26 protein-coding genes are annotated in these 24566 nt (G+C 67.2%); 10 read left to right on the top strand and 16 right to left on the bottom strand.

The window, feature by feature from the left end:
- Window position 1: 1 nt before the first annotated feature.
- The 9 genes from gspD to gspG all read right to left on the bottom strand — a co-directional run bounded on the left by gspD (window position 2) and on the right by gspG (window position 8956).
- On the bottom strand, window positions 2–2437 hold the full coding sequence (gene gspD / locus AC1DS3_RS12695; RefSeq protein WP_477127279.1) for a type II secretion system secretin GspD: 2436 nt from the start codon (window positions 2435–2437) through the stop codon (window positions 2–4).
- A gap of 53 nt (window positions 2438–2490) precedes the next feature.
- Entirely contained in the window at window positions 2491–3330 is an 840-nt protein-coding gene (locus tag AC1DS3_RS12690; protein ID WP_477127278.1) for a type II secretion system protein N, read from the bottom strand.
- Window positions 3330–3947, bottom strand: coding sequence for a type II secretion system protein M (locus AC1DS3_RS12685; RefSeq protein WP_441637547.1), 618 nt, complete (start codon window positions 3945–3947; stop codon window positions 3330–3332). Before AC1DS3_RS12685 ends, AC1DS3_RS12690 begins: the two co-directional genes overlap by 1 nt.
- A gap of 23 nt (window positions 3948–3970) precedes the next feature.
- A complete protein-coding gene (gspL, locus tag AC1DS3_RS12680) occupies window positions 3971–5374 on the bottom strand; it encodes a type II secretion system protein GspL (protein ID WP_441637503.1) in 1404 nt (467 codons plus the stop codon).
- Between the two features lie 391 nt (window positions 5375–5765).
- Window positions 5766–6797 carry a type II secretion system minor pseudopilin GspK gene (gene gspK, locus AC1DS3_RS12675; RefSeq protein ID WP_441637505.1) on the bottom strand — a complete coding sequence of 344 codons (1032 nt, stop codon included), beginning with the start codon at window positions 6795–6797 and terminating at the stop codon, window positions 5766–5768.
- A complete protein-coding gene (locus AC1DS3_RS12670) occupies window positions 6794–7465 on the bottom strand; it encodes a PulJ/GspJ family protein (protein WP_441637507.1) in 672 nt (223 codons plus the stop codon). The genes gspK and AC1DS3_RS12670 overlap by 4 nt, the downstream gene beginning before the upstream one ends.
- A gap of 67 nt (window positions 7466–7532) precedes the next feature.
- Window positions 7533–7961: a type II secretion system minor pseudopilin GspI gene (gspI, locus tag AC1DS3_RS12665; RefSeq protein ID WP_477127277.1), complete on the bottom strand. Its 429-nt coding sequence runs from the start codon at window positions 7959–7961 to the stop codon at window positions 7533–7535.
- Complete coding sequence (locus tag AC1DS3_RS12660) at window positions 7958–8452, bottom strand: GspH/FimT family pseudopilin (protein WP_441637510.1); 495 nt, start codon at window positions 8450–8452, stop codon at window positions 7958–7960. The genes gspI and AC1DS3_RS12660 overlap by 4 nt, the downstream gene beginning before the upstream one ends.
- 36 nt (window positions 8453–8488) lie before the next feature.
- Window positions 8489–8956, bottom strand: coding sequence for a type II secretion system major pseudopilin GspG (gene gspG / locus AC1DS3_RS12655; RefSeq protein ID WP_477127284.1), 468 nt, complete (start codon window positions 8954–8956; stop codon window positions 8489–8491).
- Here gspG and AC1DS3_RS12650 point away from each other — a divergent pair.
- The 4 genes from AC1DS3_RS12650 to AC1DS3_RS12635 all read left to right on the top strand — a co-directional run bounded on the left by AC1DS3_RS12650 (window position 8937) and on the right by AC1DS3_RS12635 (window position 11417).
- Entirely contained in the window at window positions 8937–9116 is a 180-nt protein-coding gene (locus AC1DS3_RS12650) for a hypothetical protein (RefSeq protein WP_477127285.1), read from the top strand. The two genes, gspG and AC1DS3_RS12650, sit on opposite strands and share 20 nt — an antisense overlap.
- A 66-nt stretch (window positions 9117–9182) precedes the next feature.
- Complete coding sequence (locus tag AC1DS3_RS12645; RefSeq protein WP_441637512.1) at window positions 9183–9794, top strand: type II secretion system protein N; 612 nt, start codon at window positions 9183–9185, stop codon at window positions 9792–9794.
- A 162-nt stretch (window positions 9795–9956) separates the two neighbouring features.
- Window positions 9957–10514: an EF-hand domain-containing protein gene (locus AC1DS3_RS12640; protein ID WP_441637514.1), complete on the top strand. Its 558-nt coding sequence runs from the start codon at window positions 9957–9959 to the stop codon at window positions 10512–10514.
- Window positions 10515–10925: 411 nt separating this feature from the next.
- Window positions 10926–11417 (top strand): Lrp/AsnC family transcriptional regulator, encoded by a 492-nt coding sequence (locus AC1DS3_RS12635; RefSeq protein ID WP_043352404.1) that lies wholly within the window; start codon window positions 10926–10928, stop codon window positions 11415–11417.
- Window positions 11418–11498: 81 nt separating this feature from the next.
- Here AC1DS3_RS12635 and AC1DS3_RS12630 read toward each other — a convergent pair whose 3' ends face one another.
- Window positions 11499–12197: a GNAT family N-acetyltransferase gene (locus AC1DS3_RS12630; protein WP_477127276.1), complete on the bottom strand. Its 699-nt coding sequence runs from the start codon at window positions 12195–12197 to the stop codon at window positions 11499–11501.
- Window positions 12198–12614: 417 nt separating this feature from the next.
- On the opposite strand from AC1DS3_RS12630, the gene kefF reads away from it, so the two are divergent.
- The gene (gene kefF / locus AC1DS3_RS12625) at window positions 12615–13196 is read left to right on the top strand and encodes a glutathione-regulated potassium-efflux system oxidoreductase KefF (RefSeq protein WP_441637519.1); all 582 of its coding nucleotides are present in this window, start codon (window positions 12615–12617) and stop codon (window positions 13194–13196) included.
- A 10-nt stretch (window positions 13197–13206) separates the two neighbouring features.
- Window positions 13207–15021 carry a glutathione-regulated potassium-efflux system protein KefC gene (gene kefC, locus AC1DS3_RS12620; protein WP_441637521.1) on the top strand — a complete coding sequence of 605 codons (1815 nt, stop codon included), beginning with the start codon at window positions 13207–13209 and terminating at the stop codon, window positions 15019–15021.
- A 49-nt stretch (window positions 15022–15070) separates the two neighbouring features.
- On the opposite strand, the gene AC1DS3_RS12615 is transcribed toward kefC, so the two are convergent.
- On the bottom strand, window positions 15071–15709 hold the full coding sequence (locus AC1DS3_RS12615) for a TetR/AcrR family transcriptional regulator (protein WP_477127275.1): 639 nt from the start codon (window positions 15707–15709) through the stop codon (window positions 15071–15073).
- Between the two features lie 23 nt (window positions 15710–15732).
- Window positions 15733–16527 carry a DUF1835 domain-containing protein gene (locus AC1DS3_RS12610; protein WP_441637525.1) on the bottom strand — a complete coding sequence of 265 codons (795 nt, stop codon included), beginning with the start codon at window positions 16525–16527 and terminating at the stop codon, window positions 15733–15735.
- 290 nt (window positions 16528–16817) lie between these two features.
- Here AC1DS3_RS12610 and AC1DS3_RS12605 point away from each other — a divergent pair, with 290 nt between their 5' ends.
- Both AC1DS3_RS12605 and AC1DS3_RS12600 read left to right on the top strand, forming a co-directional pair.
- Window positions 16818–17660: a L,D-transpeptidase gene (locus AC1DS3_RS12605; protein ID WP_441637527.1), complete on the top strand. Its 843-nt coding sequence runs from the start codon at window positions 16818–16820 to the stop codon at window positions 17658–17660.
- A 66-nt stretch (window positions 17661–17726) separates the two neighbouring features.
- Window positions 17727–18197 (top strand): universal stress protein, encoded by a 471-nt coding sequence (locus AC1DS3_RS12600; RefSeq protein WP_441637551.1) that lies wholly within the window; start codon window positions 17727–17729, stop codon window positions 18195–18197.
- A gap of 4 nt (window positions 18198–18201) precedes the next feature.
- On the opposite strand, the gene AC1DS3_RS12595 is transcribed toward AC1DS3_RS12600, so the two are convergent.
- From AC1DS3_RS12595 to AC1DS3_RS12585, 3 genes are all read right to left on the bottom strand, one after another.
- The gene (locus AC1DS3_RS12595; RefSeq protein ID WP_183032748.1) at window positions 18202–18480 is read right to left on the bottom strand and encodes a DUF1488 family protein; all 279 of its coding nucleotides are present in this window, start codon (window positions 18478–18480) and stop codon (window positions 18202–18204) included.
- 91 nt (window positions 18481–18571) lie between these two features.
- Window positions 18572–20710, bottom strand: a complete 2139-nt coding sequence (locus AC1DS3_RS12590; protein WP_477127274.1) for an FUSC family protein — start codon at window positions 20708–20710, stop codon at window positions 18572–18574.
- 334 nt (window positions 20711–21044) lie between these two features.
- A complete protein-coding gene (locus AC1DS3_RS12585) occupies window positions 21045–22292 on the bottom strand; it encodes a nucleoside recognition domain-containing protein (protein ID WP_441637531.1) in 1248 nt (415 codons plus the stop codon).
- A 304-nt stretch (window positions 22293–22596) separates the two neighbouring features.
- On the opposite strand from AC1DS3_RS12585, the gene AC1DS3_RS12580 reads away from it, so the two are divergent.
- Window positions 22597–23313: a GntR family transcriptional regulator gene (locus tag AC1DS3_RS12580; protein WP_477127273.1), complete on the top strand. Its 717-nt coding sequence runs from the start codon at window positions 22597–22599 to the stop codon at window positions 23311–23313.
- Between the two features lie 222 nt (window positions 23314–23535).
- Window positions 23536–23706 carry a hypothetical protein gene (locus AC1DS3_RS12575; protein WP_441637535.1) on the top strand — a complete coding sequence of 57 codons (171 nt, stop codon included), beginning with the start codon at window positions 23536–23538 and terminating at the stop codon, window positions 23704–23706.
- Window positions 23707–23831: 125 nt separating this feature from the next.
- Here the strand turns inward: AC1DS3_RS12575 and AC1DS3_RS12570 are convergent, their stop codons facing one another.
- Window positions 23832–24227 (bottom strand): DUF488 domain-containing protein, encoded by a 396-nt coding sequence (locus AC1DS3_RS12570; RefSeq protein WP_441637537.1) that lies wholly within the window; start codon window positions 24225–24227, stop codon window positions 23832–23834.
- Window positions 24228–24566 lie beyond the last annotated feature (339 nt).

The raw sequence follows: 24566 nt of genomic DNA, 5'->3' as shown, positions 1-24566 counted from the left end.
CTCAGTTCACCGGGCGGACGGCGTCCACCGTGGCGTTGCCAAGATTGACGCCCGGCGGCAGCGGCGTGCCGTTGGCCGCGGGCGCCTGGGCTTGCGGCTGTCTTTGCTGTTGTTGTTGCTGCTGCTGCTGCTGCTGCTGCGATTGCGGCAGCGTCTGCTCCAGCGGCAGCGGACCCGGCACCGGCCCGCGCGAGCGCGGATCGACGAACGGTGCCATGGGCGCGTCCGCCGGCGGCAGGATCGGCGTATTGCCGTCGCGCACCATGATGTTCGGCGAGGCGAAGCCTTGCTGCAGGCCGCGCATATAGTCATAGCGGTCCTGCGTCAGGCGGTCGGTGGCGCCGGCGGTGCGCATCACGTACGGGCGCAGGAACACCAGCAGGTTGGTCTTGCCGCGGTTCTTGTTTTCGTAGCGGAACAGCCCGCCGATCCATGGCAGGTCACCCAGGCCCGGCACCTTCTGCACGCCATCGCCGTAGGTGTCCTCGATCAGGCCCCCCAGCACGATGATCTGGCCGTCGTCCACCAGCACGTTGGTTTCGATCGAGCGCACATTGGTGGTCGGGCCCTGGGTGAGGGCGGCAGTGCCCTGCACCACGGACGACGATTCCTGGTAGATCTGCATCTTCACCAGGCCGCCATCGGTGATCTGCGGCTTGACCCGCAACGTGATGCCGACGTCCTTGCGGTCGAAGGTCTGGAATGGCGTGACTGACGCCGAACTRCCGGTCTGCGCGTAGGAGCCGGTGGTGACCGGGATGTTCTGCCCGATCAGGATCTTGGCTTCCTCGTTCTCCAGCGTGATCAGGTTGGGCGTGGACAGCAGGTTGACGCTGCCGTCGGCGCCAAGCGCATGCAGCAGCGCGCCCAGGCCCATCGCCCGGTTGACGATGCCGAGGTTCAGGCCGGCCAGGTCGGGCACCAGGCCCGAGACGCTCGGAATGGCGGCGGCGCCGTTCGCGTTGATCGCGGCGGCGGCACCCGTCAGGTTGATGATGTTCTGGCCGCCCGTGCCGAAGTTGGTGCCGGCAAAGGCGTTGGTGTTGCTGTTGCGCGAGTTGAGCAGGCCCTGCCACTGGATGCCCAGCTGGCCGGTCTGGGTGGAAGACACTTCCACGATCATCGACTCGATATAGACCTGCGCGCGGCGCATGTCGAGGTCTTCGATCACCGCGCGCAGGTTGCGGTAGACGGGCTCGCTGGCCGTGATGATCAGCGAGTTGGTGGCCGGGTCGGCCTGGATGATGCCCCCGGTGGTCGGCAGCGTGTTGGTGGCGAAGGAGTTCGCGAAGGCCGAGCTGCCACCGCCGGATCCCGAGCCGCTGCGCGAGCTGCCGGTGCTRCCGCCCGTGTATTGGCCGGTGTTGGGCGTCGAGGTGTTGAGCAGGCCGGTGCCGCCGGCGACGCCCGCCGCGCCGGTTGCACCCTGCGTGCCGGACTGGCTGGTGTTGAAGGAGCTGTCGGCCGCGACGATGGCGCGCAGCGTCTGCGCCAGCTTGGTAGCTTCCGCGTTCTTCAGGGGCACCACCCAGATATTGCCTGGGCGCGCATAGGGCTGGTCGAGCTTCTCGATCAACTGGCGCGCCTGCTGCAGCCGTGCCCGGCTGGAGGCACGGATCATCAGCGAATTGCTGCGCGGCTCCGCCACCACCGAGGTGCGCAGGCTGGCGTCGGCGCCTGCCACGGCCCCGCCAGCAGCGCCGGCGGAACCCGGGTCCAGCAGCTTTTGCAGCACCAGCGCGGTGTCGCTGGCGATGGCATTCTTGAGCGGCACGAGCTCGACCTCGCCCGAGGCCGGCGCGTCGATGGCGGCGATGATGCGGCCCAGGCGCTGCAGGTTCTCAGCGTAGTCGGTAATGACCAGCGTGTTGTTGGCCGGGTAGGCGGTGATGGTGTTGTTCGGCGCGATCATCGGGCGCAGCACCGGCACCAGGTTGTTGGCCGACTCATAGTTGAGGCGGAACACCTGGGTCACCACCTGGTCGCCGCGGGACCTGCCGCTGCCGACCACGATGGGCGAGCCCTGCAGCTTGGCGTCGGCTTCCGGCACCACCTTGGTGAAGCCGTTGCTCTCGACCATCGCATAGCCTTGCATGCGCAGCACCGAGCCCAGCGTTTCCAGCGCCTGCGAGCGCGACACCGGCTGCTCGGTCACCAGGTTTACCGAGCCCTTCACGCGCGGGTCGATGACGAAGTTCTTGCCGGTCGCCTGCCCCACCGCTTTCACCACCGATTCCAGGTCGGCATTGACGAAGTTGAGCACGACCTGGTCGCGGTTGCGCGGGGTCAGGTCGGGCGGCTGGCCTGGCTGGGCCGCCGGCTGGCTCGGTTGCTGGGCCCACAGCGGCGCGGGTGCCAGCAGGGAGAGGCCGCAAAGCAGCGCGGTGGCGCGGGCGCAGCGGGTCTTGAGCGAAGGTCGAAGGGCTTGGGTTTTCATATTCGGTTCCGGGCTGCGGGCATCGGCGCGAAGGTTTCGCGCCGATGCCGGGGTCAGAAGCGCAGCCGTGTCACATTGTCCTCACGTCGTCCCAGCAGGCTCAACAGGCCTACCAATTGCGTAGCGGCGTCGGGGTCGGCGTCGGCCGTGCCCTCGAAGCGCGCCTGGCGGCCCAGGATGCCGCTGCCCTGCAGGTGCAGTGGCCCGGCGAGGGTAGTCAGTTGCAGCTTGCCGTCGGCGCCCGACCAGTCGATCTCGGCGCGGTAGCTGCCAAGCGGGCGCACCCGGCTGACGGCCGATGATACTTGGTCAAGGCGCACGGTCAGGTGGCCGGTCATGCCGCCCACGCTGCCCGGTTCGCCCGGTTCGCCGGTATGGGCAAAGAACCGGCCTTGCAGGCCGGACCAGTCAATGCGCATCAGCCCGTCGGGGCGCAGGGTATTGAACGGAGCGCCGACACCCTCGAGCAGCGCTGCCGGCATGCGGACCGCGCCGGCCTGGGCGGTCCAGCCGAGCGGGGTCACCGTCACGGCGACCGGGCCGCTCATGGCCTCGGTGTGGCTGACCACCATACGCAGCGTGCCGGTCAGCAACGGCCAGAAGGCCACCGACCATTGCAGCCGCCCGGGCAGCACCGTGGCGGTTTCGCTGCCAGCGCCGGCCGACAGGGCCAGGGTGGCACTGCCGTTCCACAACGAGCCATCGGCATCGGCCAGCAGCACGCGGCGCTGGCTCTGGCTGGCGATGCCATCGGCGATCCATGCCGCGGGAAATGCCGCCAGCACGGTCAGCGTCACGGTGACGCAGCCAAGCGCCAGCCAGCCCGCGCGTTGCCAGCCACGGGGGCTGGCAACGCGGCGGCGGGCGAGCCTCAGGGCTTCCAGGCGCGCCATCAGCCGCGCCCGCCCGGATTTGCCGCGGGGCCTTGCAGGGTGGCGGTGACGTTCACCATGGCGGTGGCGCCCACATAGACGATGCGGGTATCGATCACCTTGAGGCGCTGTTGCTGGCGCACGTCCTGCAGCCAGCTCGCCACGGAGCCGAACGGCACCTTGTCGAGCTGCACCTGCACGCTGTTGTCGCCGGTGCCATTGAGGCGGGTGGCCTTGAGGCCGTGCTGGGCGAGGCTCTCCTGCAAGGCCTGGTTGAGCGCCTCGCCGCGCAGCGACGGAGCCGGGCTGGCCGCCAGGCCGCGCGCTTCCTGGGCCAGCGTTTCCATCTCCGCCGAGTCGCTGCGCAGTTGCGGCAGGCTGCGCAGCAGCTTGTCGCGGCCGTTGGCGGCGGGTTCCCAGAGTACGGTGTAGCCGATCACCAGCGCCAGCACGGCGCTGCCGCCGGCCAGGATGGCTTGCTCACGCGGGTTGCGCGCCGACCAGAAGGCGTCGAATTGTTCCTGCCAGCGCTGCGGCACGCGCGGGCGCAGGCGCGCCAGCCGGTCCGCGGCGCGCGCGCGGCCAGCCGGGCTGCGCTGGGTGGCGCGGGGGCCGGGCTTGGATGCGGTGTCTTTCATCGGGTTCACTTGGCGCTCCGCGCTCACAGGCTGGGCTTGATCGACCAGCGCGTGCCGGCCGGTGCGTTGGCGCGCGCGGCGTCGGGCGGGCTATTGTCGGCTTCCATGGCCAGCCCGGACTGGCGTGCCGCGCTGCGCAGCGCGTTGGTGTCGGTGCCAGGCTTGAGCGTGGCGAACAAGGTGTGCCCGCGGTATTCGAGCGCCAGCAGCGCGTCCGGCGCAAGCTGGCGCGCGGCCTGGCCGAAGCGGTCGGCCAGCGGCAGGAAATCGTCTGGCGTGCTGCGCCCGCTCGCCAGGCGCAGCTGCTCGACCTGGCGGCGCATCTGCAGCGGCGGATCGATGACCACGGGGATCTGCGGAAAGGCGCTGCGCAACGTCTGTTCCTGGCCGGCCGCGAGGCGCTGCGCCTCCTGGCGCAGCAGCAGCCAATGCACGTTCATGCCGATCAACTGGACCAGCACCAGGCCGGCAGCCAGCGCCAGCGGCAGGCGCCAGGCCTTGAGGTTCCAGCGGTCGGCACGGCCCTGGGCGAATTCGAACTGGGCCAGGTCGAGCGCGGGCTCGCGCAGGCTGGCCTGCGCCCCTTCGATCCATACCCGCCAGTCCAGCGGGTGCGCGCCCGGCGGCGCCACCTGCGCCAAGGCGTCCTTTGATGCGTACCAGTCACCGGCGGGGGCGAGTCCCTGCCAGGCGGCGAGTGCCTCGGAGCCTAGCAGCAGACCGTAGCCGGCGTACTCACTGCTGCGCACGGTCAGTTGCCAATAGCGCGAAAGCTCGGCTGGCGCAGGTACGCCTTCCGTTTCAAACAAGGGCGATGCGCTGGTCAGCGAGGCGCCTTCGAGCGCCAGCGTGGCCAGGGCCGCGCTGGCCGCGGAAGGGGGGGCGACGGAATCCGCGCCGGGCTCGGCGGGCTGCGCCACGGGCTGCTGGGGCAGGCACAACTGCGCCGGCAACACGTGGCGGCGGCGGTGGCGATGCTCGGCAAAGGCGTCCAGCACGGCGCGCAGCCAGGCGCGGTCCGTCACCATCAGCAAGCGCCGGCGCGAGCCGCTGGCCGCCTTGCCCTGCAGCGCGTCGAGGGCCGGGCCCACAGCGATATGGCAAGGCTGGGCATCGGTGGCCAGCACTTCCTCGACCAGGTTCGGCAGCGCCAGCTTGAGCCGCGCCGGCGCGAGCGGCGGCACCGTGGCTCCGGTAAGCAGCACGTCGCTGGCCGCCATGATCAGGACCAGGCGCTCGGCGGGAGGCAGTTCGGCGATGGTGGCGTGGCCTTCGCGCAACAACTGCCCTGCCGCCTGAGGGCCTTGCCGGTGGCTACGGTCGGCCACGGCCGTGCGGACCAGGGCAAACGGCACGGCACCGAAGTGCCAGGGTTGCGGCTGGTCGTGCGGCCGATGCGGCAGGCGGACGTACAGGGTGGTGCTCAAGATTTCCTTGCTACAGCGCCGATCGTGGCGTCAATGAACGATAGCGGGGGCATGCGGCCCATGCAGCGGACGGCGCTGCTTGCATGGCTGATGCCGGCTGCGATACTGCCGGCGGCACAGGACAGGCGGGCGACCGGAGCCATGGACTACCGCTTCCGCCGGGCCGGAGCATACCTTGCCTGTGTGACGAATTGGCGTCAATACGTATCTGTCTGATACTGCTGGCCGAACGTCCGGGAAGGGCGCCGGCAGGTGTTTCACGGGGCGCCTGGGAGGCCCGGGCCTGCCCCTTGTGGCCACCTACGGTAACCCTTTTCGCCCCGCGCGACCCGACAGCATGATCCCAAAATCCGCCAGCCACGACGGCCACACGGACGAGGGGTTGCGCGCATCAGCGCTGCTCCGGCATCCGGTCGATATCGCGCACCCAGACCACCCGGGTGGTGTTGGCATTGCCCAGCGCTTCGCCGCGGTAGACCAGCGAGACCTGCATGCGGCTGGCGCGCTCGTGGCGGATCAGCCCGTAGATCAGGAAGTAGTGGGTGCGTACGTCGAGCGTGCTGGTGGCCGCGTTGGGGTCGGCCTGCGGCGCCAGCGTGCGCAATTGCGTCTGCAGGTCGCCAATGTTGTTGAAATAGGCGCGGTCGCGCTGGCGCACCACTTCGCGGGCGCGGTCCAGCGGCAGCTTGTCGATCACGGCGGCCAGCACTTCGGCCTCGGCGGTATTGGCATTGACGAGCGTGCGCTCGGGCAGCATGTCGACGAAGGGCGCCAGCGCGGCCACGATCTCCGGCGTGTAGCCCGGAATGGCGAGCAGGTCGTTGACGTCGTCGGGCGCGCGCAGCCCGCGCTGGCTGTCGCTGCTGCCGCCGTTGCTGGCGCCGGCGGCGCTGACCAGGTAGCGGGCGGTCGGCTCGGCGAGCGAGGCGTTCAGGCCCAGCGTCTGCAGCAGGCGGCGATAGATCGCCAGGCTGGGGGCGTCGATGGTGGCGATCCGGCCTTGGGACTCGCTGGCGGTCCACAGCACGAGGTTGGAGAGGTTGAAGCGGGCCTGGGCGTCAAGGATGCGGCCCGACAGGAAGGAGGTTTCGCCTTCCTGGTCGGTGCGCAGGCCGGCGCCGAGGAAGTCCGACAGACGGGTCTCGGCGATCGGCACTGCCCAGGGCTCGCCGAGCTGGTCCACGCTGGTGCGGCGCTGGTCGTCGCGCAGGATCAGGCGGGCCCAGTCGACGGCCGCGCGCTCGATCCAGCTGGCCTGGGCCAGCAGGCGCTGGTTCTCGATGGAGCGGATCTGCACCTGCTGGCGCCAGAGCATGCCGGATACCACCACAACCGCCAGCGTGACCACCAGCAGGGCCGTGACCACGGCGGCGCCGCGCTGGCGGCGGCCGGCCGGCACAAGGGGAGCGGGGCGTTTGCTCATAGGCCGGTCATGCAGATTTTCTGGAAGCGCCGCGGCGTGTCGCCGTCGCCCATGCGCGCTGTGAGGTTGAGCTCGATTGCGCGCACCGCCGTGGTGGCGACGCCCAGGCTGGCGCTCACGCCGGAGGCGGCTACCGCGCTGGCGCTGGCGTTGCCGCTGAGCAGCGCGGCGGCGACGCGGCCGTTCTCGGCCTGCCAGCCGCCGGGTTCGACCCAGACGCGCGCCGACAGGCTGTCGGCATCGCCAACCAGCGGCCGTGCCAGGTTGCCGCCGCCGCCCGCCTGGCGCAGCGCGATCATCGCGGCCTGCACGGCGCTGCGGTTGTCAGCCGGCGGGCTGGCCGCGCGCACCACCGTGCTGCCGTTAAGGCGATAGACGACGACTTGCCACTGGCTTGGGCGACCCTCGTCGCGGCGGTCGCGCACCATCAACAACTGGCCGTTGCCGAGCTCTACCGGGCTGCCCTGCAGCAGGGTCGGGCTGGTCAGGTGCTCGCAGTCGGACTGGAACTGGCCGTATAGCAGCTTGAGCGAATTGAGGCGGTTGTCGTGGTCGGTCAGGCGCTCGCGGCCGCGCGTCATCGCGTCCAGGCCGCGCCACGCGATCACGGCGATCACCGCCAGCAAGGTGATCGCCACCAGCATTTCAAGCAGCGTGAAGCCGCGCATGGCCACGGCCTGGCGTGGCCGCCCAAGGCACTGAAGGCCCTGGAGGCCCTTAGGGCGCTTAACGCGTTTAAAGCAGGTTGCGCGTTTCATTGGGAACGATGGTGACCAGCCAGGCCAGGCGCACGGATTTGTCGGCGCCGGACGGGTAGACCGCGATCTCGACGCGGCGGAAAGAGGGGTTGGGCGTGCCCGATATGGTTTCTTCGCAGTACAGCTCCACGCCGCCTTGCKGGCAGGCGTAGCCGCGCGTGCCGGGCTCGGGCCAGGTCTTGGACAGGCGCAGGGTGGCGAGGTGGTTCTCGGCGCTCCACTCGGCCAGCATGCGGGTCTGCAAGGCGGAGCCCGCCTCGATCATCGATCCCATCGCGCGCATGGCGGCGGTCAGCGCCACGGCCAGGATGGTCAGGGCGACCAGCACTTCGATCAGGGTGAAGCCGCGCACCGGCACGCGCCGGGCACTGCGCGCACAGGGAGGCGATTTTGGGCGGCGCGTCATGGCGTGCTGGCAAAGTAGCGGCCGGCACCGTCGCTGGCCACGTCGATACGGATGCCGCCGCGCACCAGCACGACATGCTGGGGACCCTCGATCAGCTCGCGCCCGAACACCAGGCGCGCGCCGCCGTTGCCGCGCCCGCCTTCGGTGACGGCCACGCTGTCGAGCTGCAGGCGCCATTTGGTCGGCGCGAACACGTCCCCGGCGAGCGGGGACCAGCCGGCCGGCGTGGCTTGCAGGAAACGCCAGCCGACCGTATCGGCCTCCCAGGCGATCGGCCGGGCGCGCAGCTGGGCTTCTTCCTGGGCGAGCTCGAACAGCCGCGCAATGCGCTGTCCGTCGTCGAGCACGCGGCCGCGCTCATTGGGCGCGGCATTGACGGCTACCAGCGAGATCACGATGCCGGCAATCACCATCACCACCAGCAGTTCCAGCAAGGTGAAGCCGCGGCCGCGATGGCCGTGAGCTTGCCCTGCCTGTGGCCAGGTGCTCATGGCTGCGCGCCTGGCCCGGATCATGGCAGTGGTTCCTTATTCCCAGTTGCCGATATCGGCGTCGTTGCCACTGCCGCCCGCCTGGCCGTCGGCGCCGAAGCTGAACACGTCGATCTCGCCGCGCACGCCCGGGTTCAGGTACTGGTACGGATGGCCCCAGGGGTCCTTGGGCAGCTTTTCCAGGTAGCCGCCACCTTTCCAGTTGTTGGGCACGGGCTCGGTGGTGGGCTTGGCCACCAGTGCCGCGAGGCCTTGCTCCGTGGTGGGATAGCGGCTGTTGTCCAGGCGGTACAGCTTGAGCGCCTGCATGATCGAGGAGATGTCCTGGCGCGCAGCGACGATACGGGCTTCGTCCGGGCGGCTCATGATCTTCGGGACCACCAGCGCGGCCAGCACGCCGAGGATCACGATCACGACCATGATTTCGATCAGGGTAAAGCCGCGGACACGGCGGYGGCCGAGGCGGGGGGAAGAGTCGGGAAGGGTGGCAACGTTCCTGCGCATCATGGTTAGCCTTATGGAATATCTGGCGGAGCGCCTGCTCACATCCGCGTTGCATCCGCGTGGTGGCGATCCAGTGGTCAAACAGTATAACCGCCACTTCATGACGACTTTGCGAGCGAGTGCTTGCATGTTCACCCGCGGCGAAACGGCGCGGGCCTGACGGAGGCAGACAGCTGTCATGCGGCTCTGGTAGGCTTGGCGTTTTGATGCCTACCAGCCCACTTCCGTGCAACTCTCCTTGCGGCCCGCCCTTCGCTTCAACCCCTCCAGCCTCTGGCTGCCGCGGCTGGCCGCGCTCGTGCTGTTCGTCGCGCTATGCGCCCTGGCCACCCGCTGGGCGCTCATCTTCAGCGCGATGCAGACCATTGCCGTGCCGAACGCGGCCCGCGTGGCGCAGACCGAGGCGGTGGAGACCGGCGCGGCCGGCACGCTGTTTGGCGGCAACGCGCAGTCCGGCGTGCGCGATGTGCAGTTGATCGGTGTGGTTGCCGACATTGGCAGCGGTGCCGGGGCGGCCATTGTCTCGCTGGATGGCGGCCCGCCCAAGGCGGTGCGCGCGGGCACCGCGCTGTCGCCGCAGCTCCGGCTGACGGAAATCCGCGATCGCGGGGTCGTGATCGAGCGCAATGGCGTGCGCCAGGAAATTGCGCTGCCGGTCCCGGCCATCGTCACGCGCGGTCCCGCGGCGGCCGCGCAGCCGGCTTTGCCGGCAGGCGCGGCGGCGCCGCTATCCACGCCGATGCCGGTGCCCGCCACGCCCATCCCCGCACCGCCGCCGCAGTCCTTGCCGCAGCAGCAGTCCCAGGGCGGCAGCGAACCTATCTCTGCTAAAGACTGACTTGTAACAGCGCTGCGCCAACTTGTTTACGTTACTTTCAGTGGTTTACGCCGGCGGTGCTTAACTGTGAGCCGCGTAACAACGTATTAGGTGGACCAACTTTCCAGCCTGGCGTGCGCTCTAATTCCTACCAGTCCACCGAGACGAAAAAGGAGCAAAGACATGCAAGGCAATCTCAAGGCACGTTCGATCCGGAATTTCATGGCCGCTTCGGCCGTGTTCCTGGCGATGGGCGGCGCAGCTTTCGCCCAGACCACTGCGCCCGCCGCGCCGGCCCCGGAACGCCACCATATGGAGCATGGCGGCGGCATGTGGTTCAAATCGGTCGATACCGACGGCGATGGCACGATCTCCAAGGCGGAGGCCGACGCGCTGTTCAACAAGATCGACACCAATCACGACGGCAAGCTCGACAAGAGCGAACTGGCTGCTTATCGCAAGACGATGATGGAGCAGCGCCGTGCCGAGATGCGGGCCGAGCTCGACGCCCGCTTCAAGGCGGCCGACAAGAATGGCGACGGTGCGCTGACCAAGGCAGAGGTGCAAGCCGGGATGCCTCACCTGGCCAGGTACTTCGACCAGTTCGACACCAACCACGATGGCAAGCTGACGCTCGACGAGATCCACGCTGGCATGCAGAAGATGCACGAGCAGCGGATGCAGCGGATGCCCCGCGGTAGCCAGTCCAACCCGGCAGCGCCGTCGAGCAGCGGTGGCTGATCGCGGTGACTGATTGAGGCAGGATCCACGGCGCGCCGCGCCGTGGGCAGATGAAAAAAGCGCGACCGTTGCCGGCCGCGCTTTTTTTTTGCGCCGTGGCTGGCGGCACCGGCCAGCGTTGGCACCATCCTTGCCTTCGGAACCCTCGACCTGCCGGGTCAGCGGATAGTCCACGGCCCTGAAGGCCGGAACGTCCGGGGCGATCGGGTCGCATTTGCCACGGCAGTCTCCGACGCCCCGTTCCTGTGCATGGCTGTACGTCGCGGCGGCATCTTGCACCCGGAAGGCGATCGCGCAGGGCGAAAGGACGCCGCAGGAGACAGGTCACCATAAAAAATTGCGTACTTGTGCACGGTTTGCTAAATTTGCGCAAAAAAATTGCCGACAAACATATTGCGGAGCAACAATATCGTGAGCAAGGTGGAGCTGGACAAGATCGACAGGAAGATCCTGGAGGTGCTGCAGACCAACGGGAGGCTGACCAACCTGGAAGTGGCCGAGCGCGTGAACCTGTCGCCCAGCCCGTGCCTGCGGCGCATCCGCCGACTGGAGGAGGTGGGCGTGATTCGCCAGTACGCGGCGCTGCTGGAACCCGGCCGGATCGGGCTGGGGCTGCTGGCCTATATCAACGTACGGCTCGAGAAGCACGGGGGGGCGCCCAAAGGCAAGGCGCCGCTGGACTTGTTCCGAGCTGCCATCGAGATCTGGCCGGAAGTGGCCGCCTGTCACGCCATGACCGGGGAGATGGACCTGCTGCTCAAGGTCTACGTGGAAGACATGGAGCATTTCGCACGCTTCATGAAGGACCACTTGCTGGCCCATCCGGCGGTCATCGACGTACGATCGAGCTTCGCCCTTGAATGCATCAAGGACACCACGGCCTTGCCGGTGCCAGGAGGCTGAGGGCCTCGCGGCGATCGCCGGCACCAAAGAAAATGGCGCGCCGGGCGGGCGCGCCATCGGTACGATGCCGGCAGGCTTCGCTCAGGCGGTGTGCTTTTGCGGCACCATCGAGCGCCAGAAGCGCAGGCCGAAACGGCGCGCATCGCGCAGGTTGCGGCGCAGCATGTAGTCGAGGTCGGCAACCTGCTCGTCGAGCGCCTCGGTCAGGCGGCTGACGGTATCGGCAGGCGGCAGCTCAAGGTAGGCATCGGCCTCGCCGTACGCATACTGCACCTTCATGCCGGCCTTCTTGGCAATGTGCATCATGGCGGCATTGCGCGACAGGCAGTGCATGTACAGGGTGCGCACATTGCTGTTGCGGCCGTGCATGGCCGCACGCTCGAACAGCGCGCTGCCAATGCCGCGGCCACGTGCGCTCTGCGACACGGAGACGCCGAACTMGGCAACCCGGCCCTGCGTGTTGTCGCGCAGGTTGGCAAAGTGGCCCACGCCGATCAGTTCCAGGTGCTCGTCGTACACGCCGAACACGGTGTCGTGGTCGAAATCGATGCTGTCGACGTAGGCTTCGATCACATGATCGCCAACCGACTGGCCGAAACGGAGCAGGCGATCCTCCTCGCCCAGGGCGAGGAAATGCTTCAGCAGGCGCGAGCGATGATGCGCAGCCAGCTCGCGCACCAAGGTGGTGGGGCGATGCGAGGCTTGCGCTGCTGCGGCTGCACGGCGGAGATCTTCGTCGGATACGGCCCCGACGGCCTTGCTCAGTTCGAGCGGATTCACTTTGTTTTCCTTGCGACGTAATCAGGTATAAAAATAGCACTCAGCGGGTGTTCAGCCATGCACTTTCGACAAATGGGTCGGACTACAAGGGCAAACACTATCTTGCTGCAATGCAAAAAGTATTGTAGTGGATTTGTCAGTTCCACGTAAGGTGAGCATCGCATCAACCTTGTTCGATTTTGTAAATTCCAACTAAATCTATATAAATCAATGAGTTGTGTGATGCTTGAAGGGCGCTTTCCGCCCGATGATGTGGGTTTGCTGCAACGCCGCATATCAGCTTTCGCCAGGCCGGGGCACGGGATTGGCCCTGCCTCGCGGTGATGCAGTCCCAGTTATTCACAGATATAAGTGCTTTATGCACATCTTTTTGTGCCTCACGGCTACCGTTGCGCAGCCGATTTCTCAGGATTTTTCGTGGACCCCAAGGCCGAGCCCCCGATTCTCGTTATCTACGCCCACCCCAGGCCGCAACTGTCGCGCGTCAATCGTCCGCTGGCGGCGGCACTGGAAAGCCTGCCCGGCGTGACCGTGCACGATCTCTACACCAGCTATACCGACTACGACATCGACGTGGTCGCTGAGCAGCGCGCCCTCGCGCGGGCCGGCACGCTGGTGCTGCAGTTCCCGGTGCAGTGGTACAGCATGCCGGCGCTGCTCAAGCTGTGGGTGGACGAAGTGCTGGAGAGCGGCTGGGCTTACGGCCCCGGCGGTACGGCGCTGCGTGGCAAGTCCATGCTTGTGGTGGCCAGCACCGGTGGCCACGCCGACTCCTACGGGCCCGACGGCACGCACGGCCACAGCATCGAGGAATACATGCTGCCGCTGGAGCAGACCGCCGTGCTGTGCGGCATGAGCTGGCTCTCGCCGCTGGTGCTGCACGATGCCAACCAGGCTGATGCCCAGGCGCTGGCCGACCATATCGGCCGGGTCACCGGTGTGCTGGGCGGCATCGCGGACGGCGCCCGTGGCGTTGCCGTCAACGCCGCCGCAAGCTGAGGAGCGCGCCATGGAACAACATGATTTCCTGGTAGCCCTGGTGGTTTTCCTGGTGGCCGCGGTGGTGGCGGTGCCGGTGGCGCGCCGCTTTGGCCTGGGCGCGGTGCTCGGCTACCTGCTGGCCGGCGTGGCGATCGGCCCGTGGGCCCTGCGGCTGGTGACCAACGTCGAATCCATCCTGCATTTTTCCGAGTTCGGCGTGGTGCTGATGATGTTCGTGATCGGCCTGGAACTCGAGCCCAAGAAGCTGTGGGCGCTGCGCCGCGTGATCTTCGGCTATGGCGGCGCCCAGATGGCGGCCTGCGCGATCCTGCTCGGCGGCGTCGCTGCGCTGGTCGGGGCCTCGTGGCAGGTCGCACTGGTGGCGGGCCTGGGGTTGGCGCTGTCGTCCACCGCAATCGCGCTGGCCACGCTGGCCGAACGCAATCTCTTTGGCACGCCGGCGGGCGCCGCCAGCTTCGGCATCCTGCTGTTCCAGGACATCGCCGCGATCCCGATGATCGCGCTGTTGCCGCTGCTGGCTGCCGGTGGCGCCGACGCCGGCGCGTCCGGCGCGGCGGGCTGGCTTGGGGCGGCAAAGGCGGTCGGGGTGATCGGCGCCGTGGTGGTGGGCGGGCGCTATCTGGTCCGCCCCGCGCTGCGCTTTATCGCGCGCACCGACATGCGCGAGATGTTTACCGCCTTCGCGCTGCTGCTCGTGGTGGGCATCGCGCTGATGATGGACGCGGTGGGATTGTCGATGGCGCTGGGCACCTTCCTGGCCGGTGTGCTGCTGGCGGACTCGGAGTACCGTCATGCGCTGGAAGCCGACCTTGAGCCCTTCAAGGGCCTGTTGCTGGGCTTGTTCTTCATGGCGGTAGGCATGTCGATCGACTTCGGCGTGCTGATGCAGGCACCAGTGCAGGTGGCGGCCCTGGTGGTTGGCTTCGTGTTGCTCAAGACGGTGGTGCTTGCCCTGCTGGCGCCGCGCTTTGGCATCGCGCGCGGCCAGTGGTTATTGTTTGCGCTGCTGATTTCACAGGGCGGCGAGTTCGCCTTCGTGGTGTTTGGCGTGGCGGGCGGCGCCGGCTTGCTGCCGGCGCGCATCGAAGCGCTGCTGGTGCTGGTGGTGGCGCTGTCGATGGTGGCTACGCCGCTGCTCCTGCTGGCCTTCGACCGGCTGGTGGCGCCCCGGCTGGCCCGCCTGGCGCGGCGCCCGGACGACGTGATCGCGCCGCAGGACAACCCCGTGCTGATCGCCGGCTTTGGCCGCTTTGGCCAGATCATCGGCCGCCTGCTCTATGCGCAAGGGATCGGCGTGACCGTGCTGGACCACGATCCCGACCAGATCGAGTTTCTGCGCCAGTACGATTTCAAGGTGTTCTACGGGGATGCCACGCGCATGGACCTGCTTGAATCCGCGGGCGCGGAGCGGGCCCGCATCCTGGTGGTGGCGATCGATGGCATGGAGGACAGCCTCGCGCTGATCGACAGCGTGCGCGCGCGTTTCCCGCACCTGCAGATCTACGCGCGGGCGCGCCATGTGTCGCACGTCTACCAGCTCAAGGACCGCGGCGTGCATCTGTTCGAGCGCGAAGTGTTCGAGGGCTCGCTGTTGCTGGGCCGTCGCGTGCTGGAGGGGCTGGGCTACGATCCCGTACAGGCCCGCTCGGTCGCGCTGCGCTTTCGCCGGCATAACATCGCGGCGATCGAGCGCTTCTACCCGCACTACACGGACCAGAAGAAGCTGGTCTCGCTGGCGCGCCAGGCGCGTGACGAACTGGAGGAGATGTTCCGTCAGGACCGCGATCAGCGCCGCCAGCGGGAAGAGGAAGACTGGTCCTGAGATGCAATGCCGGCGCTGTAATGGCGCCGGCATTGCCTATGAATATGTGTTACTCGACACCGCGCAGCCGCGCCGCGGGCTCTGCGCGGGCGGCGGGCAATCCGCCCGCCAGCAGGTCGATCACCATCTCGGCGAACTCCGCGTACGACAGCTTGCCGCCCGGCTTGAGCCAGGTGAAGGTCCAGTTGATCATGCCGAACACCGTCATCGTCAGCGCGGCCTGGTTGYCGCGGTTGACGCGCTCAGGATAGGCCCGGCGCAACTGGCGGGAGAAGGCGGCCACCACGTCGCGCTCGCGCTTGAGGATCTGGTCGCGCTGCTCCTCGGCGAGGAACTTGACGTCGTTGATCAGGGCGACATGCCGGGTCTGCGAGGTCTCGTACTCGGCCAGGAAAGCCCGGATCAGGTTGGAGAAGCTATCCAGCTCGCTGCGTCCCTGGCGTTCCGCCTCCGCCTCGACCTCGGTCACGATCAGCATCAGCCGGCGCGTGTAGCGGTCGAGCAGATCGAACAGGATCGCCTCCTTGCTCTCGTAATAGTGGTACAGCCGGGCCTTGGAGGTGCCGCAGGCGGCGGCCAGGTCGGCCATCGAGGTGCTGGGGTAGCTGCTGGCGGCAAAGGCGGCGGCAGCCAGGTCCAGGATCTGCTMGCGCTGCGCCTCGAAATCGGGTGCCTTGGTACGGGCCATGGAGACCTTCGCCTTTTTTCTTTTTACTCGCCGCCGGCGGACAGGTTGCGGCGCAGCTCGCAGGTCTGCAGGGATTCGGCATTGCCGCGCAGCACCAGCTGGCCGGCGCCGATCAGCTCGCGGCAGCGCCAGAACACAAACCAGTCGCTGGCCAGCAGGCCTTCGATGGCGCCCATCACGCCGCCCACCAATTGCGCGGCCGGCGCCCATTCCAGCGGGGCGCGCTCCAGGATCACTTCGTCGACCGTGTGGTAGGCCGCTGGCACCAGCGTATTGCCCTTCCACAGGCGCACGTCGGCGTTTTCCTTGACGTTCTGCTGCCACTCATAGCCCAGGCGGCCCAGGCGCAGGACCGAGACCGGGGCGATGGTGGAGAAGCGCCGCGCCAGCCGGGCCGCGGGATACATGCCGATCGCGGCCAGGTTGCCGCGTGCGGGTGCTTCCAGCTCGCGCAGGTCCATGGCCACTTCATTGATGCGCTGGGGCGACTGGTAGAGGTGAAACACCACCCGGCGCAGCATCAGCTGGTCGGAAGCGCTCTGGCCATGCCAGATGGCAACCTCCAGCTCGTCCTTGCGCAGGCCATGCAGCTGGTCCAGCGCCTGGTGCATCTCGGCGGCGAAGTCGATGTCGCTGTGCGGCGCCACGCGCTGCCAGAAACCGGAGCGGATCAGCCCGCTGCTATCGACGTCGGCCAGCGGCCCGACGGCGAGGTCGTCGCGAAGCACGACGACCGGGTCGGGCCTGGCGGCCTGGGCGAGGGCTTGCCGTAGCGTGTTGCCCGCTACGTCGCCGTTGACGACATGGATGTATTGCATGGGCGTGATTGTATATGGATGCGACCTGCGTAAGGCACGAAACGCGGCGGCTGAGCCGCAATGCCCGGTGCGCTGGCGATCCTTCGTCCCCGGGAAGCGGCGTCTGGCATACACAACGGAAATAGTCGTTGCCTTCGCGGTCTATATAAGTAGACCGTCCACCGTTTCGGGACGGCGGCGGCGCCGTCGGAGCGCTTTGCGTGCGCGGAGCTTGATCCTGCGCAAGGCGCCGCGCCGGCTAAACGTCAACCATGGCGTTTAGCCGCAACGCCTGTCTTAAGGAGGCAATCATGCCGTGCGCTCGCCTCGGGCGGGCCCGCGTCAAAGGGTTTCGGCGCTGGCTCGCTCGCTTCAGACCTCTGGCGCCATTGGCGCTAGCCGCGCTGGTGGCGTTCCAGCCACCACTCGCCGCCGCCAATGAGCTCAGCATGGTCCGGCAAGCATTTGCGCAACAGGTGTCCCGCCATCTCAGCCTCCCGGCGGCCGTCGCCGTGCGGTATGCCGGCTTGCTGGCGTCCGCGCTGCAGGCAGACGGGCGGGAGGCCGACGCGGGTGACTGGGCTGTGCTGGTCGATCGCAACCCGCGCGTCCAGGCCGCCATGCTGTTCGCGCGGCCCGCCGACGATGCGCCTTGGCAGTGGGTGGGCGCCGCGCCCGTCTCGACAGGCAAGCCAGGCACTTTCGATCATTTCATCACGCCGACCGGTGTATTCAGCCACAGCATGGACAACATGGATTTCCGCGCCGAGGGTACCTACAACGAAAACGGCATCCGCGGCTACGGCGTCAGCGGGATGCGCATCTATGACTTCGGCTGGGTCGATGCCCAACGTGGCTGGGGCAAGGGCGGGGAGAGCCAGATGCGCTTGCAGATGCATGCCACCGATCCGGACCGGCTTGAATCTCGGCTGGGCCACCCGGCTTCCAAGGGATGCGTGCGGATCCCCGCCACCCTGAATCGCCTCCTTGACCACTATGGGCTGCTGGATGCCGACTACCTGGCTGCCGCGCAGCGCGGTGACTCGCTCTGGATCCTGGCACCGGGCCGGGCGCCGGTAGCCCGGCCGGGGCGCTACCTCGTGATCGTGGACTCGGGCGCGCACGCAACGTCTGCGCCGCACGGGGGTGAGTAGTATCGAATCCGGCGGAATGCGATGCCGCTTCCGCCACTATCCGTTGTTCTTAGGGAGAAAATGGCAATGACGAATGCGGCTTATAAGAAGATTGTGGTGGCAGTGGATGGCAGTGCGACCTCCGACCTGGCGCTTGCCGAGGCAATCCGGATCGCGGGCACCGGGGGCGCGCAAGTCCTCGCCTTGTATGTCGTGGACAACGGCCAGCTTATGTTCGATGTCGCGTATTACGACCCGACGCCTGTGCTGCAAGCGTTGACTGACAGCGGCGAGCGCGCGTTGGCCGCTGCCGCGCAACGCCTCGGCGCGCAGGGCGTGCGCCACGAAACGCGGCTGGTCGCCCAGCAGGCCGTGGGGGGTGACATTGCCAGTGCGGTAAACGATGCAGCCGCCGAGTGGGGCGCAGACCTTATCGTGATCGGCACCCACGGCCGGCGTGGCGTGCGCAGGCTGGTCCTGGGCAGCGTGGCCGAGTCCGTGATCCGGCAGGCCAGCGTGCCGGTGCTCCTGGTGCGCGGCCAGGCGGCGGAAGGCTGAGCCTTCAGCCCGCGAATCGGATGTGCCCGCTGCGTAACAGGATTTCCCGCGCCTGGGTGAGTTCGAACAGGCCTTCGGCAATGCGTTCGATGCGCTGCCGATGGCTGGTAAACGCCCGCACCAGGTCCTCCTCGCGTGGGGAGCGGGCGCCGAAATGGGTCTCGAGCGCCTCGGCCGTGATCGAATACAAGGTGGGTTGCCCGTTGACAGTGGCGGGGCAGGAGAGGGTCAGGCTAGCCGCACAGTAGGTGGGAACGCTGCGGGGAAAGGATATTTCGGGCATGGCGTGCTCACACCGGTCACTGAGGGATGGAACCATTCTAGGAGATCGTTCCGATCCGCGATGAACGCGGAGTGCTGGGCTTTGACCGTCATCAACCCGGATATGGCAAACGCGGGCCGTTGGGTTTGGGCTGGCTGCCAGCCAGCCGGTGCACGGCGGCCACGGCTGCATGGGCGGCGTTGATCTGGGCCGAGGCGAAGCCGGCCTGTTCAACCAGAAACCGGTCCAGCGGCGCCGCGGAATCAGGCAGGAACCCGCTTGCAAGCGAAGTCACGCCTGCGCCGGGGTTGGCTGCCAGGTCGGACAGCTGCGCGGCGAGGCCTTGCAGGACTGCCTGCGTGGCCGGTTCCGGCTGGCTTTTGCCCGCTTGGCCCTCTAGCCYGGCGCGCACCAAGCCAGCCAGCGCTGCCATGCGCCGCAAGGCCAGGTGCAGCTGGGCGTACTCGCGGGCCAGCTCTGGAGCGAGTTCTGCCGCGCCCTGCTGCAAGGTTTGATCCGCCCGGCTGGAAGTACGTCCGGCCGCCATGCGCAAGGTTTCCAGCCGTGTCTGCGTCGGTGCGGGCGAGCGCGTGGGCGAGGCAGTGAACGCGCTGGCGCCGGCAAATGCTGCCCGCAGGTACGCTGCGTTTGCCACCAGGGCGTCGAGGCTATGGCGATACACCCGCGACAGCTCGGCCCGCGGCGCCAGCACGTAGTAGCTGGCCAGGGCGATCAGGCAGCCCAGCGCCGTGTCGATGCCCCGCAGCGCGGCAAAGTGGCTGCTGTCCGCCGCTGGGGCCCCGACCCACGAGAACAGGATTACCGCGGGCGTCAGGCACATCGCGAAGGCACCGGGACTGCCGGCGAGCCGGCACGTGTAGGCGGCCGCCAGGCAGGCCGCGCTGATTGCCAGGGCCAGCGGCGCCGACGGGTGAGCCAGGCCGATGGCACAGGCCAGCAGCGCGCCGGCCAGGGATCCCGCGAAGCGCAGGAACGAGATCCTGCGCGTGGTTTGCAACTGGGGGCTAAGCACCATGATGACGGTGACCGCCACCCAGTATCCGTGATCGACTCTCCAGAACTGCGCCGGCATCAGGCTCAGGCTGCCAGCCAGTGCCAGCCGCACCGCATGGCGGGCCACGCGGGCATCGCGGGCGGTGTGCTCCGCAACCACGGCGCGCCAGCGTTGCCATGTCCGGCGCACGGTGCGCCGTGGCCAACGGTACTCGCGGCGCCAGTCGCCGAAGGCCGGATACCGGGCCAGTGCGCTCAACGCAGCCTGGTACAACGGCGGCGCCCCGGCATTGGCCAGCGGTGCATGCAGGCGGCGCAGTTCGCCGGCCAGCGCCGCGCATAGCGACGGCAGGTCAGGCGCGTGATGGGCCAGACTTTCGCAGGCCTGCTCCCGGACATCGGTGACGCAGCGCAGCAAGTGGCGCAGCGGCAGGTGCTCCGCACTGCCCGTGTCACCGGCTTTGGGGCCTGCGTCATCGGCCCGGCTGCGCAGTTCGGCGGCAACGATCAACAGGGCGAACATGGCATCGGCCAAGCTCACCACGTAGGCATAGTGCATCAGCCCAAGCGGGTCCCGCAGGCTGCGCCGCATGTTGATCGCCTGATGCGCAGCCTCGATACGTTCGCGGATGTCGCGCTTGATGGCCGTCGCATCGCCTACGGGCGCATCGGCCGCCAGATCGGAAGCAAAACGCAGCAACGCATCGAACATCGCCAGTATCTCGGCGCGCGGCCGCGTGTCGCGAGCGGATCGGATGAGGGCTAGGCTGACGACGCAGGCGAAGATGCCGCCGAGCAGGAATTCCTGGCTGCGGGCCAGCACACGCACAGCCAGCTCGGCCTCGCCCGCCGGTTGCAGGCAGGAGGCGATCAGCACCACGTAGAGCAGCTTGGCCGACAGCGCGGGCACGGGGCCGCGGGTCTCGGCCAGCCCGGCGGCCAGCCCAGCGAAAAGCACCAAGGCCAGCGCCGTCCACGGCGTCACCGCTGCAGCGGTGCCCAGGGCACATGCGGCCGCACCGCCAATGCCGACGGAGCCCAGTGCGGCCAGCCGTTCGGCGGCGGTGCCGCGGCGATCGGCCAGGCAGGTCCAGATAGAAGCCGTTGCCGCCCACAGATAGCCAGCTTCCCCGGTAAGCCATCCCGTGCCGGCCAGGACCAGGAACGAGAAGGCGTAGACCAGGCCTCTTTGCAACATCGAAGCATCGGGGCGGGGCGGGCGCAGCGCGGAAATCATGTCGGCAAGAAGGGTGGGCGCTGCGAGGCGGAGGCCATAGCAAGGGCAAATCATGGCGATTGGCAAAACGCGGGCAAAAAAAACCCGCGCAGTTTCGTGCGCGGGCTGGAATCCACCGAGGTGGTGGAGGAGACAGACTCCACTATATATGATTTGCTGCGTCGCACCAAGCGGCATATAGACCAAGCGTGTCTGGCTTCACAAACATGTTGTATGTGAGCAACAAAATGGCGGTTTAATACATCGGAAGCTCGTTTTCTCTCACCTTTTGCCCTGTTTTTGTCGAGTGTTTGTCGGCAATTCATCTGGTTTATCGCGACACGGCGTGCCCGTTTCAGCGGAAGAACAGATAGGCGATGCCGACCGCGGCGCACAATCCCACAAGATCGGCGAACAAGGCACAGGCAAGCGCGTGCCGTGTGTTGCGGATGTTGACGCTGCCGAAGTACACGGCGAGCACATAGAAGGTGGTTTCGGTCGAGCCCTGGATGATCGCGGCGAGCTTGCCTTGGAAGGAGTCGACGCCATAGGTGCTCATGACGTCGATCATCAGTCCGCGTGCGCCCGCGCCAGACAGGATTTTCATCAACCCGACCGGCAACGCGGGGACGAAGGCGGTGTCCAGGCCCAGCCAGGCAAAAGCGGTGCTCAGGCCCTGCATCAAGACATCCATGCAGCCGGTCACCCGAAACAGCCCGATCGCCACCAGGATTGCCACGAGATAGGGAATGATCTGCACAGCCACGCCAAAGCCTTCCTTGGCGCCGTCGATGAAGGCCTCGTAGACATTGATGCCGCGCACGGCACCGCAAATCAGGAAGACCACGATCAATGTCAGGATGAAGCCGCTGCCAGCCAGGGCGGTGGCGGTGCTYACCTGTTCCGGGGGCGCGTGCCGCAGCCAGAGGAAGAGTCCGCCGACAGCCGCCGCCAGCAGCCCGAAGGCGGCCAGCACGGCAGGCTTGAGCAGGTTGAGCCGCTGCGCCCAGGCCACTGCCAGCAAGCCGGCAACGCAGGACGCGCAGGTGGCGAGCAGGGTCGGAAGGAAGATATCCGCGGCATTGAACCCGACCAGGCCTTGCTTGACCGCGATCGCCTGCCGCATGGCGATCACCGAAGTCGGGATCAGCGTCAAGCCAGCCGTGTTCAGCACGATGAACATGATCTGCGCGTTGCTGGCTGTGTCAGCGCGCGGATTGAGCGACTGCAGCTCCCGCATGGCATTGAGGCCGAGCGGCGTCGCCGCATTGTCGAGCCCCAGCATATTGGCCGATACATTCATCATTATCGCGCCCTGGGCCGGGTGGCCCTGGGGAACGCCAGGGAAGAAGTGGCGCAAAAGCGGATTKACCGCGCGCGCGAAGACGTCGACGACGCCGGCGCGCTCACCAATGCGCATGATGCCCAGCCACAAGCTCATGACGCCCGCCAGGCCAAGCGAAATCTCGAACGCGGTGCGTGCGTTGTCGAACAGGCTTGCGAGCATCGCCGGAAATACCGCGATATCGCCTGTTGCCACACGAATGCAGGCGACGACGAAGGCGAGCAGGAAGAAGGAGAGCCAGACCAGGTTAAGAGCCATCGGCGAATCGCAGGCGGGGTTTGGGAGAGGCTACGCATCATAGCCTGCCGGACCCGTGCCCCCGGCACATGGGTGGCGCGTGCTGCCAGCGTCGGCGCGCCCTGGCGTGAGCCTTGGCACTGGCAATGTGTTGCGCAAAAACCGTAGTGCGCCGGTATACAATGCGGACAATACCGCCGCGGTCGCATTGCCCCTCAGCCTTCCGGGCCAGCGCCGCGGTCCCTGATCCCTATGACACCCGTCCGCGATGGCTCGCCCGCGCGCCACACCCGAGGACAGTGTCTCGCTGACCAAGCCAGAACCTATGTCCGACGCCCATGGTACCGAACACGCACTTCCTGGTTCGGATTCCGCCGGCGCCAGCCTTGGCGCCCAGCACTCCCCATTGTTTGCCCTGGTGACCGATACGTTGCGTGAGCGTATCCTCGGCGGGCAATACAACCAGGGCGAGCGCCTGGTCGAAAACAAGCTTTCCACTGAACTCGGCGTGTCGCGCATCCCCGTGCGGGAAGCGCTGCGCGCGCTTGCCGCCGAAGGCCTGGTGCGCATCGAGCCCCGGCGGGGCGCCTCGGTGGCGACGCTGTCGCCGAACATCGCCAAGGAAATGGTCGAAGTGCGGGCAACCCTGGAGGGGCTAAACGCCAAGCTGGCTGCCCAGCGCCGTGATCCTGCCCTGATCGCCGAGCTCAGCGAAGTGCTGCGCCAGGGCACCGAGGCCGCCGCGAGCGGACGCTCGGAGCGCTTCATCGAATTKAACACCCGCTTCCATGAGGTGCTGGGCAATATCGCGGCCAATAGCGTGCTGCAGGATATGGTGCGTACGCTCAGGGAGCGCACGGGCCTGCTGTTCGCGCCGGCCAACGTGACGCGTGCCCGGCAGAACTGGGAAGAGCACGCGCAGATCCTGCAGGCCGTCATCGCCGGCGATGCGGATCTGGCGGCGCTGTTGGCAACGCGGCACGTCTACAGCGCTGCCAAGGCAGCCGAAGATGTGGCCGAGGCCGGCGCTGCGGGTTCTTGAGTGCTGGTAGATAGTATTCGATATACGAAAGCGATCCCGCACCGGGTCAAGTCAGCACCTGTCGCTCCTGTGGCGCTGCTTTTCGTTGATTCCATTGGCATTTCGGGGCGCTCTTGCAGCTACCCAACGCCCCGGAATGGGGCGTTTGCGAGCCTCGACATGACGCGGTGCACCAAAATTCGGTATACTGTCAATCCTGATGAACCACAATAGGGATTGACCATGGACTACCCGACGCCCACCTATTTCCGGCAGTCGGTTGGCGAGCAACTGCTGGCCCACTATGCCGAGCGCGACGCTGTGCGCCATTGCACCCCGCTCCTGCCTATCCGCTGGCCCAGCCTGCGCCCCTTGTTCCGCCGCCAGTGCGTGCGGGGCCAAAAGCCGGTTTGAGCGCACGGCCTAAGAGGCCGTTTCAGAATGAAGCGAAGCGGTTCTGGCTAGGCGCGCGGCCGCAGACAGTACAAGTGGATCGGCCAAGGCAGCGCAACGACGCCAGCATCTTTTGGATATGGCCTCTAAGATAGCGCGGCCCCGCGCGCCGCCAGCAGGGCGCGCAATATAGAGCGGTGGCATCTTTCCTCGTGTTCGCAATAACAGCCAATCGAGAAATTCGTTTGCTGTGACATCGCGGCCAGCAGATCCAGTGTCCTGCTGGCTTCCGGGCGTGCCATTTCCGCACGAAAGTGCCGCTCGAATGCCCGCCATGCCTTTTCGTCCCCTCCAGCCTGTATGTCCAAGGCCTGTGCAACCAGTTCGGCGGAGGGCGAGAGGTTCGGAAACCACACGTCGTAGTAGTCCCGCTTGGCAAACTCGGCTTTCGGCACGCCCCGGGGCGGCCTGCGTACGGTGCCGATGCGGATTCCCTCGTCGGGCAGTCGGGGCGAACCCAGTTTCACGATGCGGATGGTCATGCAAGTTCCTCCTTCTATATAGAGTGATCCGCGGGCGCAGCGGCGGACCCTGTCGTGTGCCGCCCGGGCCTGTCCGGCGGCCATAGTTTGCCGCAGTCAGGTGGCTGGGGGCTAGTGCCGTGGCTTGGTGGTGCCGGCCAGTCTTCACGGGTCTTTTGCGGCGCTTTTCTGTCGATGCCAGAATCATTTCAGAAAACGCTTGCCAAGGCCGAGGGGGTCCCCTATGATTCGCCCCCTCGCAACACGAAACACCGCTGCAAAGCAGACGGGACAAGGGTTGCGGGGTCGGCAGGGGTGGTTGGCGGCGCGCATGGCGCAGCGAGCTGAAGGAAAAAAACC

Source organism: Cupriavidus sp. 01L46 (assembly GCF_056399905.1).
This window is presented reverse-complemented; position numbering and strand designations above follow the sequence as displayed.